The organism is Compostibacillus humi (assembly GCF_014637175.1).
GTDB lineage: Bacteria > Bacillota > Bacilli > Bacillales > Amphibacillaceae > Oceanobacillus > Oceanobacillus humi.
The window spans coordinates 14,126-30,405 of sequence record NZ_BMEV01000041.1; the positions used below are offsets into that span (position 1 = coordinate 14,126).

Annotated in this window: 20 protein-coding genes; 15 read left to right on the forward strand and 5 right to left on the reverse strand. The window is 40.7% G+C overall.

The window, feature by feature from the left end; all coding sequences use genetic code 11:
* The 10 genes from IEV18_RS11090 to IEV18_RS11135 all read left to right on the forward strand — a co-directional run bounded on the left by IEV18_RS11090 (window position 1) and on the right by IEV18_RS11135 (window position 7,679).
* Entirely contained in the window at window positions 1–747 is a 747-nt protein-coding gene (locus IEV18_RS11090; protein WP_188392448.1) for an ABC transporter ATP-binding protein, read from the forward strand.
* Window positions 737–1,381, forward strand: coding sequence for an ABC-2 transporter permease (locus IEV18_RS11095; protein ID WP_188392449.1), 645 nt, complete (start codon window positions 737–739; stop codon window positions 1,379–1,381). The genes IEV18_RS11090 and IEV18_RS11095 overlap by 11 nt, the downstream gene beginning before the upstream one ends.
* Window positions 1,382–1,536: 155 nt before the next feature.
* Entirely contained in the window at window positions 1,537–2,406 is an 870-nt protein-coding gene (locus IEV18_RS11100; RefSeq protein WP_188392450.1) for an AraC family transcriptional regulator, read from the forward strand.
* 442 nt (window positions 2,407–2,848) lie between these two features.
* Window positions 2,849–3,418: a hypothetical protein gene (locus IEV18_RS11105; RefSeq protein ID WP_188392451.1), complete on the forward strand. Its 570-nt coding sequence runs from the start codon at window positions 2,849–2,851 to the stop codon at window positions 3,416–3,418.
* A gap of 32 nt (window positions 3,419–3,450) precedes the next feature.
* Window positions 3,451–4,143: a response regulator transcription factor gene (locus IEV18_RS11110; protein WP_188392452.1), complete on the forward strand. Its 693-nt coding sequence runs from the start codon at window positions 3,451–3,453 to the stop codon at window positions 4,141–4,143.
* Between the two features lie 72 nt (window positions 4,144–4,215).
* On the forward strand, window positions 4,216–5,133 hold the full coding sequence (locus IEV18_RS11115; protein ID WP_188392453.1) for an ATP-binding cassette domain-containing protein: 918 nt from the start codon (window positions 4,216–4,218) through the stop codon (window positions 5,131–5,133).
* Window positions 5,126–5,893 carry a DUF2705 family protein gene (locus IEV18_RS11120; RefSeq protein ID WP_188392454.1) on the forward strand — a complete coding sequence of 256 codons (768 nt, stop codon included), beginning with the start codon at window positions 5,126–5,128 and terminating at the stop codon, window positions 5,891–5,893. Before IEV18_RS11115 ends, IEV18_RS11120 begins: the two co-directional genes overlap by 8 nt.
* 21 nt (window positions 5,894–5,914) lie before the next feature.
* Window positions 5,915–6,835 carry a sensor histidine kinase gene (locus IEV18_RS11125; protein WP_229733633.1) on the forward strand — a complete coding sequence of 307 codons (921 nt, stop codon included), beginning with the start codon at window positions 5,915–5,917 and terminating at the stop codon, window positions 6,833–6,835.
* Window positions 6,836–6,943: 108 nt separating this feature from the next.
* The gene (locus IEV18_RS11130) at window positions 6,944–7,426 is read left to right on the forward strand and encodes a DUF2975 domain-containing protein (protein ID WP_188392455.1); all 483 of its coding nucleotides are present in this window, start codon (window positions 6,944–6,946) and stop codon (window positions 7,424–7,426) included.
* A 10-nt stretch (window positions 7,427–7,436) separates the two neighbouring features.
* Window positions 7,437–7,679, forward strand: a complete 243-nt coding sequence (locus IEV18_RS11135) for a helix-turn-helix domain-containing protein (protein WP_188392456.1) — start codon at window positions 7,437–7,439, stop codon at window positions 7,677–7,679.
* A 50-nt stretch (window positions 7,680–7,729) separates the two neighbouring features.
* Here IEV18_RS11135 and chrA read toward each other — a convergent pair whose 3' ends face one another.
* Window positions 7,730–8,926, reverse strand: coding sequence for a chromate efflux transporter (gene chrA, locus IEV18_RS11140; protein ID WP_188392457.1), 1,197 nt, complete (start codon window positions 8,924–8,926; stop codon window positions 7,730–7,732).
* Between the two features lie 158 nt (window positions 8,927–9,084).
* On the reverse strand, window positions 9,085–9,315 hold the full coding sequence (locus IEV18_RS11145) for a hexameric tyrosine-coordinated heme protein (RefSeq protein WP_188392458.1): 231 nt from the start codon (window positions 9,313–9,315) through the stop codon (window positions 9,085–9,087).
* A gap of 160 nt (window positions 9,316–9,475) precedes the next feature.
* On the opposite strand from IEV18_RS11145, the gene pepV reads away from it, so the two are divergent.
* The 5 genes from pepV (at window position 9,476) to IEV18_RS11170 (ending at window position 13,914) form a co-directional block, all read left to right on the forward strand.
* A complete protein-coding gene (gene pepV / locus IEV18_RS11150) occupies window positions 9,476–10,891 on the forward strand; it encodes a dipeptidase PepV (protein WP_188392459.1) in 1,416 nt (471 codons plus the stop codon).
* A gap of 12 nt (window positions 10,892–10,903) precedes the next feature.
* Window positions 10,904–12,715 (forward strand): M3 family oligoendopeptidase, encoded by a 1,812-nt coding sequence (locus tag IEV18_RS11155; RefSeq protein ID WP_188392460.1) that lies wholly within the window; start codon window positions 10,904–10,906, stop codon window positions 12,713–12,715.
* 35 nt (window positions 12,716–12,750) lie between these two features.
* Window positions 12,751–13,134: a PH domain-containing protein gene (locus IEV18_RS11160; RefSeq protein WP_188392461.1), complete on the forward strand. Its 384-nt coding sequence runs from the start codon at window positions 12,751–12,753 to the stop codon at window positions 13,132–13,134.
* Between the two features lie 152 nt (window positions 13,135–13,286).
* Window positions 13,287–13,709, forward strand: coding sequence for a FosM family fosfomycin resistance protein (fosM, locus tag IEV18_RS11165; protein WP_188392462.1), 423 nt, complete (start codon window positions 13,287–13,289; stop codon window positions 13,707–13,709).
* 13 nt (window positions 13,710–13,722) lie between these two features.
* The gene (locus IEV18_RS11170) at window positions 13,723–13,914 is read left to right on the forward strand and encodes a hypothetical protein (protein ID WP_188392463.1); all 192 of its coding nucleotides are present in this window, start codon (window positions 13,723–13,725) and stop codon (window positions 13,912–13,914) included.
* An 84-nt stretch (window positions 13,915–13,998) separates the two neighbouring features.
* Here the strand turns inward: IEV18_RS11170 and IEV18_RS11175 are convergent, their stop codons facing one another.
* From IEV18_RS11175 to IEV18_RS11185, 3 genes are read right to left on the reverse strand one after another with little or no spacing between them, the layout of a single operon-like run.
* Window positions 13,999–14,796 (reverse strand): hypothetical protein, encoded by a 798-nt coding sequence (locus tag IEV18_RS11175; protein WP_188392464.1) that lies wholly within the window; start codon window positions 14,794–14,796, stop codon window positions 13,999–14,001.
* Window positions 14,771–15,664, reverse strand: coding sequence for an ATP-binding cassette domain-containing protein (locus IEV18_RS11180; RefSeq protein ID WP_188392465.1), 894 nt, complete (start codon window positions 15,662–15,664; stop codon window positions 14,771–14,773). Before IEV18_RS11180 ends, IEV18_RS11175 begins: the two co-directional genes overlap by 26 nt.
* The gene (locus IEV18_RS11185) at window positions 15,661–16,038 is read right to left on the reverse strand and encodes a GntR family transcriptional regulator (protein ID WP_188392466.1); all 378 of its coding nucleotides are present in this window, start codon (window positions 16,036–16,038) and stop codon (window positions 15,661–15,663) included. The genes IEV18_RS11180 and IEV18_RS11185 overlap by 4 nt, the downstream gene beginning before the upstream one ends.
* Window positions 16,039–16,280: the final 242 nt, after the last annotated feature.

A 16,280-nucleotide genomic window follows, 5' to 3' on the forward strand; every position in this document is an offset into this window, starting at 1 on the left:
ATGAACGTACTTGCTGTGGAAGGACTGACGAAAAGATATCCAAACTTTGTCTTAGAAAATATCACCTTTTCGATTCCCAAAGGGAGAATTATGGGGCTTATCGGGAAAAATGGCGCCGGAAAGAGCACTACTTTAAAAGCTATGTTAAATTTGGTCCGTCCCGATGAAGGGTCCATTCAAATGTTTGGAAAAGATTTTAAAGAAAATGAGGAAAACTGCAAACAAAATATCGGTGTCGTTTTGGGCGGAATTGATTTTTACAACCATAAAAAAATTGCCCAAATTACTGACTCCACCAAACGTTTTTATAAAAATTGGGATGAAGCGGCTTATCAAAAATATCTGCAAACCTTCTCCCTCGATCCGCAAAAGAAAGTGAAGGAACTGTCTACTGGAATGAAGGTAAAGTATATGATTGCACTGGCACTTTCCCACCATGCAAAATTCCTCATTCTGGATGAGCCGACGAGCGGCCTAGACCCGGTATCCCGTGACGATTTATTAGGTTTGTTCCGTCAGCTGGTGAGGGATGGGGAAAGAAGCATTCTCTTTTCTACCCACATTACATCGGATTTGGAAAAATGTGCTGATGATATTACCTATATTAAAGGCGGAAAATTGTTAAGAAGTGCGGAAAAAAATGCTTTCATCGAATCATTTCAGCATTTAAAAGAGCCGGGAGAAACGGGGGAATTAACATTAGAAGAAATTATGATCCGCACGGAAAGGAGCCATTATGATATCTAATCTGCTTTATAAAGAATTGCGGCTAGCTGCCCATCCCAACTTGTATATTTTTACACTGCTGGGAGTGTTGGTTATTGTCCCTGCTTATCCTTACGGAATGGTGTTTCTGTTTGGCTGTCTTGCTCCGTTTATTACCTTTATGTATGGGCGCGAGACGAATGATATTTATTACACCTCTCTGCTTCCGGTGAGAAAAAGGGACACGGTAATAGCAAAATTTTTGCTCGTTATCTTGGCACAGATGACCCAGCTTATCATTTCTCTGCCATTTGCCTTTTTGCGCGTCCATGTATTGCCGGAGGGGAACCCGGCTGGAATTGAAGCGAATGTTGCCTATTACGGTTTTGGTTTCATGATTTATGCAATATTTAATGTTATCTTTTTAACGGTATTCTTCAAAACCGCTTATAAAGTGGGCAAGGCATTCCTCCTGGCAGTCATTCCAGCAGCACTAGCTGTAACGGTTATGGAAGTAATCGTTCATTTTCCCCAATTCCAATGGCTGGACAGTGTGGAGCCTGAGATGATGCTGCAACAGCTGCCAATATTGATTCTCGGGATATTGGTATATATCATTGGAATGTTTGCAGCCTATAAAGTATCCGCAAACCGATTTGAGCGGGTGGATTTATAAATTAAGAGAAGGAAAGCTGAAATATTGGTTGCTAATAAAAAGCAGTTCCAAATTTCAGGATAGGGGCAGGCTCATATCCGACGAAACACGTTCCTTTTTTGTCGGGCAATTGGCGGCAAACAAAAGTAAGATTGTATTTGGAAGGAGGGGGAAAGATGCTAAAAAAGATGAACGAAGCACTGGAATATATCGAATCCCATCTCGATGATGAAGTGGATTTCAAGGAGATAGAAAGGATTACGGGAACGTCGATTTATCATTTCCGCAGAATGTTTTCCTTTCTTTCCGGGATGTCGTTGGGTGAATATATCCGGAACCGGAAGCTGTCCAACGCTACCTTCGATTTGCTCCATGGAGGTTTGAGTGTGACAGACACAGCTTTTAAATACGGGTATGAATCTGTTGACGGATTTTCCCGTGCCTTTCGGGATTGGGCGGGGATTAGCCCATCGGAAGTAAAAAAGAATAATACACTGAAATCCTTTCCCAAACTCTCCTTCCAATTAACAGTCCGAGGAGGAATGGATATGGAATATAAAATCGAGAAAAAAGAAGCATTTCGCATTGTCGGAGTGAGCAAAAGGGTACCGATTCAATTTGAAGGGGAAAATCCCGAAATAATGAAGCTGGCACAAAGCATAACGCCAGAGCAACGGGAAAAAATGCGCAGTCTTGCTAATATGGAACCATATCAAGTGGTGAATGCATCCTATAATTTTGATGATGGCTGGCAGGAAGAAAAGGGCAGTCTCGATCATATGATTGGTTTTTTAACGACAAAAGAATCTGGCTTTGACGGATTGGATGTGGTAGAAGTCCCTGCACTAACGTGGGCCATCTTTTCATGCCGGGGAGAGTTTCCAAAAGTAATGCAAGATACGATGGCAAAAATTGCTGCCGAATGGCTCCCTTCTTCTGATTATGAATTTGTCGATGCCCCAGGAATTACATTTACAGGAGATTTGTCCGACCGAAGCAATGTATATAGTGAAATTTGGTTCGCTGTAAAGAAAAAGGATGAATAGATAACAGCGTGGTACTTTCACAGGAGAGTACCGCGCTCTTTTATTTATAAATTACTACTTAAAAGGCATCACGGCTGATTTTAGGGCGGAGAGCAGTAGAATCAACCGAGAGAAGGCCTGTCACGGCAGATTTTAAGAGGAAAAGTGGAGGAATCGACCGAGAGAAGGCTTGTCACGGCAGATTTCAAGAGGAAAAGGGGAGGAATCGACCGAGAGAGGGCTTGTCACGGCAGATTTCAAGAGGAAAATTAGAGGAATCAGCCGAGAGAATTCTTTCCAGACCCATGCAAGAGGTTAAATGCCAAAGCAGCTGGAGTTTTTCCAAGGTCATCCTTTAAGTAATCAAATCTTAAGGAATTTTTAAGAAATGGTTTAATCTCTTCTTATGAATCAGTTTGTATATTGATGTTAGAAATATTTCTGACAGCAGAGGAGAATGAGGATGACAAAACGTAAGGTATATATACTTTTGACGGATACTGGGTCAATTCTGACAAAGTTGATAAAACTATATACGAAGAAGCCATATAATCATGCGTCGATATCCTTTGACTCGAAAATGACAGAGGTATACAGCTTTGGAAGAAAGCATGAACGGAATCCCTTTCGCGGCGGCTTTGTCAAAGAAAATGTGAAGTCGGGTTTGTTTAGACAGGCAGACTGTGCTATATATTCTTTAACTGTAAGCGAAAACGAAATGAAAAAAATGAAGCAATATGTGTGCAAAATGAAAGCAGAAAAGGAGTTGTACAAATATAATTTTTCTGGGCTGTTTGGATTCCTCTTTAACAAACCAATTGAAAGAGAAAAAGCAATGTTTTGCTCCCAATTTGTTGCGTCCGTACTGGAAAAAGGGACCGTTACAGAATTTGAGAAGCCGATATCATTGATAGCTCCAGGAGATTTGCAAAATGTAGCAAAATTAACTCTTGTATATGAAGGAAAGCTGCGGGATTATCTGGATGGCCGTGAAGAGAAGGTGTATATGCCTGTGCAAACTGCTATGGCATAGGTAGGAGATTTGGAGAAAGGGAAGGATTAAACATGAGTAAACCGATAAATGTTTTGGTTGTTGAAGATGATAATGATATTAATCAATTGCTCTGCAAAATCATTCAACAAAGCAACTACACTCCGCAGCCTGCATATTCCGGCACGGAGGCTCTCCTATATCTGGAAAATCAGAGATGGGATCTCGTTCTGCTAGATTTAATGCTTCCGGGCATGTCAGGGGAGGAAATACTGGAAAAAATCACTGCGGCAAGTTCTACCCCTGTCATTATTATTTCTGCCAAAAATGAACAGCAGACGAAAATTGATAGCTTGCGAAGCGGTGCCGATGATTTTATAACGAAGCCTTTTGACGTAGAGGAAGTATCGGCGCGCATTGATTCGGTGTTAAGAAGGTACAGACAGAATGCGGAAGTTCATATCAATCGACAGCTTGCATTTAAAGACCTGTTATTGGATTTGGACGGAAAAACACTTTTTATCGATGGGGAAGAAATTCCGTTAACCTCCCGGGAATATAAGATTATGGAGCTGTTAATGTCTTCCCCAAAAAAGGTATTCTCCAAATCCAATCTATTTGAAAGTGTTTGGAATGAGCCATATCACGGAGACGACAATACAATCAATGTCCATATGAGCAATTTGCGAAACAAGCTGCGAAAGGCAAATCCTGAGGAAGAATATATTGAAACGATTTGGGGAATGGGATATCGGTTAAAATCTTAAGGTTTTCTTAAGGATTATCTTAAGCGTTTCTAATGATTTAAGCCTCATAATTAAATTCAGGAGGCGATAAATATGACGAGCAATATTTTAAAGACAATACAGCTTTCTAAAAAATATAAACATGACTATGCGGTGAGAGATGTAAATATAACGATTAAAAAAGGCGATATTTACGGATTAATCGGCCGCAATGGCGCCGGAAAATCCACCATCCTCCGCTTAATCACAGGGCTTGCCTTCCCGTCAAGCGGAAAAATAGCGTTATTTGGAGATGCTAATCCGGGATTAAACGAAGCCCAAAAAAGGATGGGGGCAATGATTGAAGGTCCCGCCTATTTCCCGAATATGACCGCTGCAGAAAATTTAGAAGTCCATCGTCTGCAAAAAGGTATTCCTGGCAAGGATTGCATTGGAAAGACTCTGGAGCTTGTCGGACTGCGAAATACGGGGGAGAAAAAGGTGAAACATTTCTCTTTAGGAATGAAGCAAAGACTTGGCATTGGCATTGCAATGTTGAGTGACCCGGAATTTTTAATTCTTGATGAACCGACAAATGGTTTGGACCCGATGGGAATGATAGAAATTCGGGAGTTGATCCAAAAATTAAACCGGGAAAAAGGGCTGACCGTATTAATCTCCAGCCATATCTTAAGTGAACTGCATCAGCTGGCAACGAAATTTGGAATTATTCATAAGGGAAGGCTGCTCGAAGAACTTACAGCAAAGGAACTCGATCAAAAATGCCGGAAGCATATTCGGATTAAGGTAGATGATTCAACAAAAGGTGCAACGGTAATAGAACGGGATTTAGGACTTACCGATTTTGAAGTAATGCCTGATGGTACGATAAAATTGTACAGTGAAACCCATATTCGTACAATTTCCCGCACTTTAACAGATAACGGTCTTATTATGGAACACCTTTCACAAAATGGAGACAGCTTAGAGAATTATTTTACAAAACTTGTGGGAGGTGCAGAGAATGAATAATCTAATCCGGGCTGAAATGTTTAAGCTAAGACGGAATAAAGCATTTTGGGCAATTTTTGCGGCCATAGCAGGATTAAGCACCTTGATGCACTTGCTAATTATTACCGATTGGTGGTATATGTCGGGTACGGTGTTTGACGAAGCGGGTATGAGTGAACTGAATGCTTTGTCTGTATATATCGTTCCGTTATTTTTCAATTTAATCGTCAGTACGCTGGCTGGCTATTTTATTTCGAACGAATACTCCCAAACCAGTGTGATTAAAAATCAAATCATCAGCGGAAATAATAGGACTTATATTTTTCTCGCAAAATATATCGTATTTACCCTGGCAGCTATTGTCGTAACTATTGTCATTCCATTCGCGATTGGGGCGATGATTGTTCTGCTCGCTGGGGACGGGGGGATTTTTACCGACCAAAGTCTTCTCTATTTAGGAAGATCATACGCTTTATTCTTTCTTCACTTTTTAAGCTTTACTGCAATCGTCATGATCATTTCTGTCATAACGGAAGATAGCGGAAGAACCATTCTGTATACCCTTTTTCTGTCCATCGCCATGTTCGTGCTGGAACAGCTTGTCACCGTCATGCCGATTCGGACTATATATGAAAAGACGATGTTTTATCACTTTGATTTGTCTTTTAACTACTCTTTGACAAGCGCAGAAGTTATAACATCGATGTTGATAGGGATCATATCCTTGATCGTTCTTCTTTTCGTTGGGACTTTAATATTCCGCCGGAAAGAAATAAAATAATTGGATTTGCGGGTGAAAGTCTTGGTAATCGCATTGATTGTTACGCTAGTGTTAATAGCGATTTTTTTAATCGCCAGATTATTAGCATTAAAAAAAGAGATGAAAAACATGGTCGCTCAGCTGCAAAAATATAACAACAGACAGGCGGACAAAAAAATTGACCTGTCCCTGTTTGATAAAAATTTGGAACAGCTGGGAACAGAAGTAAACAAATTGATGGATTTATATGTAGATGAAAACCGGAAAAGAACCCGTTTCGAAAAGGAATTAAAGCAAATGATTGCCAATATGTCCCACGATTTGCGTACTCCGCTTACGTCGATTACCGGCTATATCCAAATGGCGGAGAAGGAAAACATACCACCTGAAGAGAGAGGGGAACTATTGGCAATTGCCAAAAACCGGGCAAAAAGGCTGGAGTCCTTGTTAAATGAATTCTTTGAACTGAGTGTTATCGAATCAAATGATTATTTATTGAAATCAGAGGGAATCAATTTACGCAATGTCACGATAGAGGTGTTAATAAGTTTCTATGATCGTTTTCAGGAGAAAGGACTGGAGCCTGTCTTGTCCATCACAGACGAGGATGTTTTTATTCGCGGCGATACTTCAGCCGCTGCAAGAGTAATGGAAAATTTGTTTGCCAATGCGATTAAACATTCGGAAGGGAAAATTCAAATCTCCTTGCAGGAACTGAATGGAACGGCCAGGTTAATAGTTAAAAACGATGCTTCTTCCTTGACAGATGAAGCTGTCCGGCGGATGTTTGACCGGTTTTACATGGCTGACCAATCCCGAACCGGCAAGAGCACCGGATTAGGATTGTCCATAGTCAAAAGTTTGATGGAAAAAATGGGCGGGAAGGTAACAGCCAAGTTAAAAGATGAACAGCTTTCCATCATTTGTGAGTGGAAGAGCGCAGCAACAGAGGAGCACCCTTAAAAGCATTTCGATAGAGAAATGCTTTTTTATGTTTTTGGATAAAAATTTATTGATAAACGATAAATGATGTGATATCTTTAAAAGCAAATAAATAAAAGAGGTGTTCATATGGAAAGAAGGTCAACGCTGCTATTAAAGATAGCATTGTTTATTCTTGCTGCTCCTGTTCTTATATTTTGTATAGCGATGGTGCCTGTCATCGTCAAAAATATAGCGGAAGGACTTGCTGGGGTGGATTATGCCATTCTTGGTCTGGTAGTCATTATATATATTACGGCGGTACCGTATTACATTGCCCTTTTTCAGGCTTGGAAGCTGTTAAGTTATATTGATGCAAACAACGCCTTCTCCGAGCAGTCTGTTACCGCTTTACGGATTATTAAAAGAAGTGCCATCATAATTAGTGCATTATATATATTGGCTTTACCGTTATTTTTTATTTTTGCCGAGTACGATGATGCCCCGGGATTGATAATCATTGGCCTATTGCTTGTTTTTGCGGCTGGGGTTATTGCGGTGTTTGCAGCTGTTCTCGTCAGGCTATTAAGACAAGCAATCGATATAAAAACGGAAAATGATTTAACGATCTAGGGGTGAAAATATGGCGATTATCGTTAATCTTGACGTAATGTTGGCAAAGAGGAAAATGAGTGTTACCGAGCTTTCGGATAAGGTGGGCATTACGATGGCGAACCTTTCCATCTTGAAAAACGGCAAAGCGAAAGCGATTCGTTTTTCTACATTAGACGCTATTTGCAAGGCGCTCGACTGTCAGCCCGGTGATATTTTAGAATATCGCAGCGAGGAAGAAGAATCTATAAGCTCAAATGAAAAAAGGAAATGACAATTTTACTGTCATTTCCTTTTTCTTTTTGATTTTCGAATCTTTGATACTTACAAGAAAAGGACACCGCCTAAAGCTCCCGTTACAACGATAACCCAAGGCGGGAATTTCCAAAAGTACAGCATACTAAATAAAATGGCTGCCATTGCAAATTCTGCGGCCGTGTGAATCGAACTTGTGAAAATCGGATGATAAAGTGCAGAAAGCAGGATTCCGACGACCGAAGCATTGATTCCCATGAGGCAAGCGGTCATTTTAGGATGATTTCTTAGCGCATTCCAAAAAGGCAATGTTCCCAAAACAAGGAGAAAAGCCGGCAAAAAGATGGCAAAAGTGGCAAATAATCCCCCTTGCCAGCCGTTAATAATTGCACCTAAATAGGCAGCAAAAGTAAACAAAGGTCCAGGAACTGCCTGGGCTGCACCATATCCAGCAAGAAATTGTTCTTCGCTCATCCAGCCGGCAGGGACAATTTCCTGTTCCAGCAAAGGCAATACAACATGCCCGCCGCCAAATACGAGGGAGCCGGAGCGGTAAAAACTGTCCATTAAAGCAATCCATTTGCTGGAAGTTACGTTATTTAAGACAGGAAGGAATAGCAAAAGTCCGAAAAATAAGGCTAAGCAGCTAACCCCAACTCTTTTAGAAACCGGAAATGGATGGGCTGATTGTTTTCCCAGAATGGGTTGGTTTCGGTAAAGGAGAAACCCGGCCACTCCAGCTAACAAAATAGCTCCAATTTGTGTATAAGCGGATTGCCATAATAAAGTAGCGACAAGGGCAAATAGAGCAATCGTTTTTCGCTCAAGATCCGGTGCTAATTTTTGCGACATCCCAAGTACAGCTTGGGCAACGACCGCAACGGCAACGATTTTTAAGCCGCTGATCCACCCGGCATCTTCCAAGCCAAAATGATCTAAAACTGAGGCAAAGATGATAAGAAAAATAACCGACGGCATTGTAAAACCGAGAAAGGAAAGGATGCCCCCTATGATTCCGCCGCGCTGAATGCCAATTCCGATTCCGACCTGACTGCTGGCAGGGCCCGGCAAAAACTGACAGAGGGCAACTAGATCGGCATAACTTTTTTCGTCAATCCATTTTTTTCGCTGGACATATTCCTCATGAAAATATGCTAAATGGGCAACCGGCCCACCAAAAGACGTTAGTCCCAGTCTTGTGGATATGAAAAGTATTTCTGTCCACACACTTAGTTTGCTTTTCACTTTTGGAGACCTCCAAATCATAAAACGCTATTGTGAAAAACTAAAATAACATAAACAAAAATTTTATTCAATTGATTTTTTGAAAATTTAAGCAATCTTAACCATGCAGAAGTGGAGTTCCCACATAAAAAGAAGTCATTCTTTGAATGCGAAGGAGAATGACTTCTGTTCCATAAAGTTTATTTCGTTTTCCAATAATTATTTGCTGCAGCAACAGTTTGAAAATGGATGGCAATGACTTCAGACGCAGCGATAAGACTGTCCGGATTTTTCGAGTATTTTGGTCTGAGTTTCTTGCGGATGGCCACCGACGGCTGAGTATACTCAATCCCCTTTTGTGCAAGCAAAATAGCCAGTTCAAATCCCTCTTGCGGCGTATTCGTTTTTAGGCTTCGAATCCATTTTTCCACGTATCTTAACCCCTTTATAAAAATTCATTACACTATAGCCTATTAAGGGAGAATAATGTTTGCTACAAAAAGGGAGCCGCTAAGGTAAGATAAATATTCCTTTTCTGGTAAGATTAACATGTAAGCTGAATTCGGGTTATTTTTGATGAGGAGTGATACTATGAGTACCATTAATTGGCAGGAAGAAGTATGGAAAAGAAAAGAAGACTTTATTAAAGATTTGCAAGGGCTTTTGCAAATAAAAAGTGTGCTGAATGAAGAGGAAGCAGCCGCTGATGCTCCTTTAGGAAAAGGAATCAAAGAAGCGCTGGACTATATGCTTGCCTTAGGAGAAAAAGACGGGTTTATTTCGAAAAATGTAGGAAACCTCGCCGGGCATCTCGAAATGGGGGAGGGAGAAGAACTTCTCGGCATTTTGGGCCATGTCGATGTGGTGCCGGAAGGAGACGGCTGGACTATAGATCCATACGGCGGCATCATCAAGGATGGAAAGATTTTTGCCCGCGGTGCCAGCGATAATAAGGGACCGACGATAGCAGCCTATTATGGAATGAAGGTTGTAAAAGAATTAGGGTTGCCGTTAGGAAAAAGAGTGCGTTTAATTATCGGCACTGATGAGGAGAGCAATTGGCGCTGTGTAGATCATTATTTTAAAGAGGAAGAAATGCCGGACATCGGGTTTGTTCCAGATGCGGATTTTCCAATTATATTTGCGGAAAAGGGAATTTCTGACCTTGATATTGTACAGCCAGCAGGAGATGGCACGTCGAATGGAGAATTTCAATTAATATCCTTCCAATCCGGTCGCCGATACAACATGGTTCCTGATTTGGCAGAAGTCCAATTGAATTCCGACAGTGAAGGAGAAAAGCTGAAAAGGGAATATTTTGCCTTCCTTAAAGAATGGAATTTAGAAGGGACCTTTGCTCAAGACAGGACTAGAGTGGAGCTGACATTAATTGGAAAAAGCGCCCACGGTGCCGAGCCGTATAAGGGGGAAAATGCCGGCATTTATATGGCGAAATTTTTGCAAACATTGAACTTAGACCAGGCAGGGAAGAAATTTGCCGATATTGTAGCTGCTTTCTTTAACCGATACCGGGGTGAAGTTTTTGACATTGCCTATCGGGATGAGGAGTCGGGAGAACTTACGATCAATGTCGGAATAATGAGCTATACGAAGGAAATTGGTGGCAGAATCGGATTAAATATACGTTATCCGGTCACCTTTGATATTAGCAAAGGAAAGGCAAAGATTGAAAAGGAATTGCAGGAGCAAGGGTTAACAATGGAAAACTTTACGGATTCCAAGCCTGTATATGTGAAAAAGGATGACCCGCTCATTCAGGCGCTGCAAAAAGTGTACGAAGAACAGACGGGTGAGAAGGCAGAGCTTCTTTCCATCGGAGGGGGCACGTATGCCCGGTCATTGGAACGTGGGGTCGCCTTTGGAGCACTGTTTCCGGGACGGGAGGACGTGATGCATCAGAAAGATGAATATGCTATTGTGGATGACTTATTGAAAGCTGCAGCCATTTACGCTCAGGCAATTTATGAATTAGCAAAAGCCGAATAAGGGGGAAGAAGAATGAAATATAAGGACACTTGGGATTTAGACAGTATTTTTCCGGGAGGAACGAAATCGGCTGAATTACAGAACAAAATCCAGACGATTGAAGAGGAAATCCGGCAGTTTGAAACATCGTTAAATCGCTGGCAATTTCAAAAAGATCCGTCGGCAGAAACACTCTTATCGATTTTGAAAGAACAGGAAAAAATAGGAAAAGGGCTCGGACAAACGTCAGCATTTGTGCAAATGTGCCATGACTCCTTTATGGATGATGAGCATGCCAATGTGGTCATGGGGCAAATTTTAAATCTTGCGAGTGAGATGCAGAAATTATCCAATACGCTGATGAAAAAGCTCGTCAAGATTCCGGATGCAGACTGGGATGTATTGCTGCAGGACCAACAATTGGAGAAAGTTGCATTTAGGCTAGGTGAAATCCGAAATAAAGGGAAGCGGCTGTTATCCGATGAAGAAGAGAAACTGATTGCAGATTTGAACAAAGACGGATTAACGGCGTGGAGCCGGCTATACGATACGGTCGTTTCCATCATGACCATTCCCTTTACCGATGAAAAGGGAGAGACAACCGAATTGTCGGTGGGACAGGCGATGAATCGGATGTATGCCGATCCGGCCCCGTTGGTCAGAAAACAGCTGTTTGAAAACTGGGAAAAAGAATGGACGAAATACGCGCCGATTTTTGCCGATACGCTGAACCATTTGGACGGCTATCGGATTACGTTGCAAAAGGCACATGGCCGGGGAAATCATCTCGAAGAACCTTTGGAATACAACCGAATGTCCAAAGCAACACTGGATGCGATGTGGGGAGCAGTTGCAGCAAATAAAGAGCCCTTTATTCAATTTTTGAACCGGAAAGCTCAACTGCTAGGAATGGAGAAATTAGGCTGGCAGGATGTGGACGCGCCGGTAACAGTGGGAGATGCAAAGCCTACCCGGTATACGTATGATGATGCATGCGATTTTATCATTGAACACTTTTCATCCTTCGGTGCCAAACTGGCTGGATTTGCAGAACATGCACTGAAAAACCGCTGGGTGGAAGCGGAAGACCGTCCGAATAAACGTCCTGGGGGATATTGTACGAGTTTGCCTGAATGGGAGGAATCCCGGATTTTCATGACCTTTACCGGGTCATCCACCGATGTCAATACGTTGGCACACGAATTGGGCCATGCTTTTCATAGCCACGTAATGAGAGATTTGCCGTACTTAAATCAGCAATATGCAATGAATGTGGCAGAAACCGCAAGTACCTTTGCCGAAACGATTGTCGGAAATGCGACAATTAAGCGTGCTGCGACAAAGGAAGAAAAGATTGCTTTGTTAAATGCGAAACTGGAAAATGCCACCGCTATGTTTTTGAACATCCATGCCCGCTTCCTCTTTGAAGATGCCTTTTATAAAGAGCGGGAAAAAGGAATTGTTTCCGAAAAGCATTTGAATGAGCTGATGGTAGAGGCGCAAAAAGAAGCCTATTGTAACAGTTTGTCGTCGTATCATCCGCATTTCTGGTGCAGCAAGCTCCATTTCTTTATCGATGATGTTCCGTTTTATAATTTTCCGTACACGTTCGGATATTTATTCAGCTTAGGAATTTATGCAAAATACTTGGAAAATCCAGATGGATTTGAAGAAAAGTATATTGAACTGCTGAAGGATACCGGCTCCATGAAAGTGGAAGAATTGGCAGAAAAACATTTAGGTGCCGATTTGACGAAACAGGATTTCTGGGAAGCAGGAATTCGGCTGGCTGCAAAGGATGTAGAGGAATTTATCCGATTAACCAATGAATTGGTAGATAAATAATTTCCGGGTTTTCCCCGATATGTAGGAGGATCATGATGGCTGAATTAGGTTCAGGGAAAATATTTCATTTTTATAACGAAGTTCCTCTGTCAGATAACGTTAAACCGTTTTTGGCGGCAAATGAAAATGTGGAGTTTTGCGTCAAGACGATACGGGATATCGCCGTATTTACAGACAAGCGAATATTAATTGCTGATAAACAAGGAATTACAGGGAAAAAGGTCGAATACTTCTCTATCCCATACAAAAATATTGTAACCTATTCCATCGAAACAGCTGGAAGGCTCGATTTGGATTCAGAAATTAAACTGTTCCTTTCCGGCGGACTGAATATCGAGCTAAAATTTATGAAAGATAGAAATATGAATGAACTGCTGTTAAAGACGTACCATCTGATAAACAATTATATTATCGGTTAATGATCATCTGTTTCATCATCCCCCGATTATCGCCGGGGGATTTTTTATATGTTCAGTGAAACGATTTTATGATTTCTAGCGGTGGGATTTTTATTTTTGGAATATATGTATCATCATGTAAAATAGTAAGAAAAGATATGGAGGGGAATCATATGTCGATTAAAGGGTTGAACCATTTGCTGTTCTCAGTTTCCGACTTGGATCGCTCCATAGATTTTTACGAAAAAGTTTTTAATGCGAAATTATTAGTAAAGGGGAGAAATACAGCCTATTTTGATTTAAACGGGATATGGCTTGCTCTCAATGTAGAAAAAGATATACCCCGGAACGAAATTCATTTATCTTATACCCATATTGCCTTTTCTGTAGATGAAAAGGATTTTGACGAAATATGTGAAAAACTGAAGAAGCTTAATGTAAATATACTCCCTGGCCGGTCGAGAGATATAAGGGATAAGAAGTCGATTTATTTTACAGACCCGGATGGTCATAAGTTTGAGTTTCATACCGGAACATTGCAGGACAGACTGAAATATTACCGGGAAGAGAAGCAGCATATGAAGTTCTTTGAATAAAGGAGTTGTAAATATGAATTCAGTCGTTTTGAAAGATATTAAAGTGATGACAGGTTTTGGAATTGCACTTCTGCTAGGGGTAATTGCCATTTTCCTGGCATTGAAAGATAGTGAAACATGGGTTGTGTTTACGGTTTTAGGCTTAGTAATTACCGGATTGAGCGTCTTTCGGGCAGACCGGTTATACAAGGGGAAAGGGAAGTAGTACTTGTTTTTCCTTTTTCCGACTAAGGAGATAATGAAAGCGCCCAAAAGAATGTCCTTTTGGGCGCTGTTGAGGATAGAGCTGCTACATTTTAATGGCAACATCTTTTGTGAACTGCCGAATGACAACAGCTGCAATAACAATCAAAATCGCTACTCCCAGCAAAAGAATGCTAGCTGGAAGTGACTCAAATATATAATATCTCGAAGGCACGGGCAGATTTAGAGAAGTTCGCAATAATCCATCCCGAACAAGTAAAATAATGATGGAAAATCCAATAAATAATAAACCGGTTATGACGTTATACCGATAAAAACTGGCACTGATCATCCATCCAAGCAAATAATACATAAAGATATTTAAGCTGAATACCGCAATTGCCAATATCCAACTGCTTTCCGGACTTATATATGGGGGCAATATGACGGATTGGACAACACCGCTTATCACTTCGCCAATGATATTGCTGTTGATATCGATTTTAGCCGCAACGGAATTAACAATATCCATGTCCCTAAACTGAACGATATTTCCTAAAATTAAATTTTCCAGCGTTGAAATACAAATGGCAATAACCGGTATTGCAACAGATAATCCACATAAAGCGAGAAATGTCCCTTTAAAATAATCTTTCCTTGTAACGCCATTTTCTACATAGTACGGGAGGAAGTAGATGGAGATGATGCCGATAATGAGCATATAAACATTTGCTGCAATAAATACGGAATTGAAATATGGGTCTGTCCCATTTTCCTGAAAACCGCCTATGACCATTTTTATAATTTGAACAGCTAATAAAATGCCTAAAAACCAGAAAGTCCATGACATTTGGACGATAAACATATCAGCGGCAACTTTAGAATAAACGGCTTTTCGTGCCATTTGCATCTTCCTCCTTCGTTAAATGAATAAATAAATCTTGCAGAGGCACTGGTGTTACTTCTAGTCCACGATCTATTGCATCATTTCTTTCCACTTCCGTTAGTTCTCCAAAAATCATTACGGATTTCGTTCCACCGAGCTGCTGTTCGTTAATACACTTTTTGGAACGTACAAAGTCATCCACAATCTCTTTATCCCCGGTAATGGTTGCTCCTTTTGAAACAAGGGTATCAAAATCTTCATGGAGCAGCAGTTTTCCTTTATTTATCAATATCACTTCATCAAACAGATACTCCATTTCGGAAACGAGATGAGTAGATAGAATGAACATTCGCGGATGTCTTTCCTGTTCCTGCAACAACTCTTTATAAAAAATATCCCTTGAAGGTGCGTCCATGCCAAGATAAACTTCATCCAGTATCGTAATCGGTGCTCTGCTTGCCAGGCCAATCGTGACGTTAAAAGCCGATTGCATTCCTTTTGATAATTTCTTAATTGGTTTTTTTACATCCAATTGGAATCGGCCAATTAAATATTCAGCATAGTCCTTATCAAAGTTTGGCCGATAACGCTGAGCACTTTTTAACATGTTTTGTATAGTTTCAGATTCCTCCGAGTAGTTTTTACTGTACATGAACACAATTTGCTCCATAATGTTGGAGTTTTCAAAGGGATCTTCCCCATTAATCGTAATCGATCCGGCTGTCTGTTTGCGGAAAGAAGCCATAATGGATAGAAGGGAAGTCTTTCCGGCACCATTCCTTCCTAACAAACCGTAAATTTTTTCTCCCTGGATTTCAAAATTAATATGATCGAGGGCGATGTGATTCCCATATTTTAACAATAATTCGCTGCATGATACGTTCATGCTTTATCCCTGCCTTTCACCTGTTTAATCAGACTGACCATTTCCTCTTCGGTAATACCTAGTTTTTCTGCCTCCTGAACGAGTTTGACAACATAGTCTTCCATAAACGATTCCTTTCGTTTCTGAATTAATTTCTCTCTCGCTCCTTCTGCGACAAACATTCCGATTCCTCTTTTCTTATATAAAATCCCTTCATCTACTAATTGATTGACACCTTTAGATACGGTAGCATGGTTGATTTTATAAAAGCTGACGAGCTGATTTGTCGAAGGGGCCTGATCTCCTTCCTGCAGCTGACGATTGATTATCTGATCTTCAATTTTTTCGCGAACTTGGACATAAATAGGTTTATCCGGATCAAAATATTTACTCAAAGTGGAACGCCCCCTTCCCTTGCTTATCTACCTTTATGGTTATACACTTGTGTATATAAGCATAATAGTATGATATACAATTGTCAATACATAAAATTTGCATCGAAACTTTTCATGATACATATCGTATCACTAGCATTGCATAAATATAGTTGGAATATTCTGTAAATAATTTTCTCATAAATTAAGCCAAAAAGTCAAAGTCCAACTAAAGGTGGCTTTATCCATTTTTTGAAAATTAT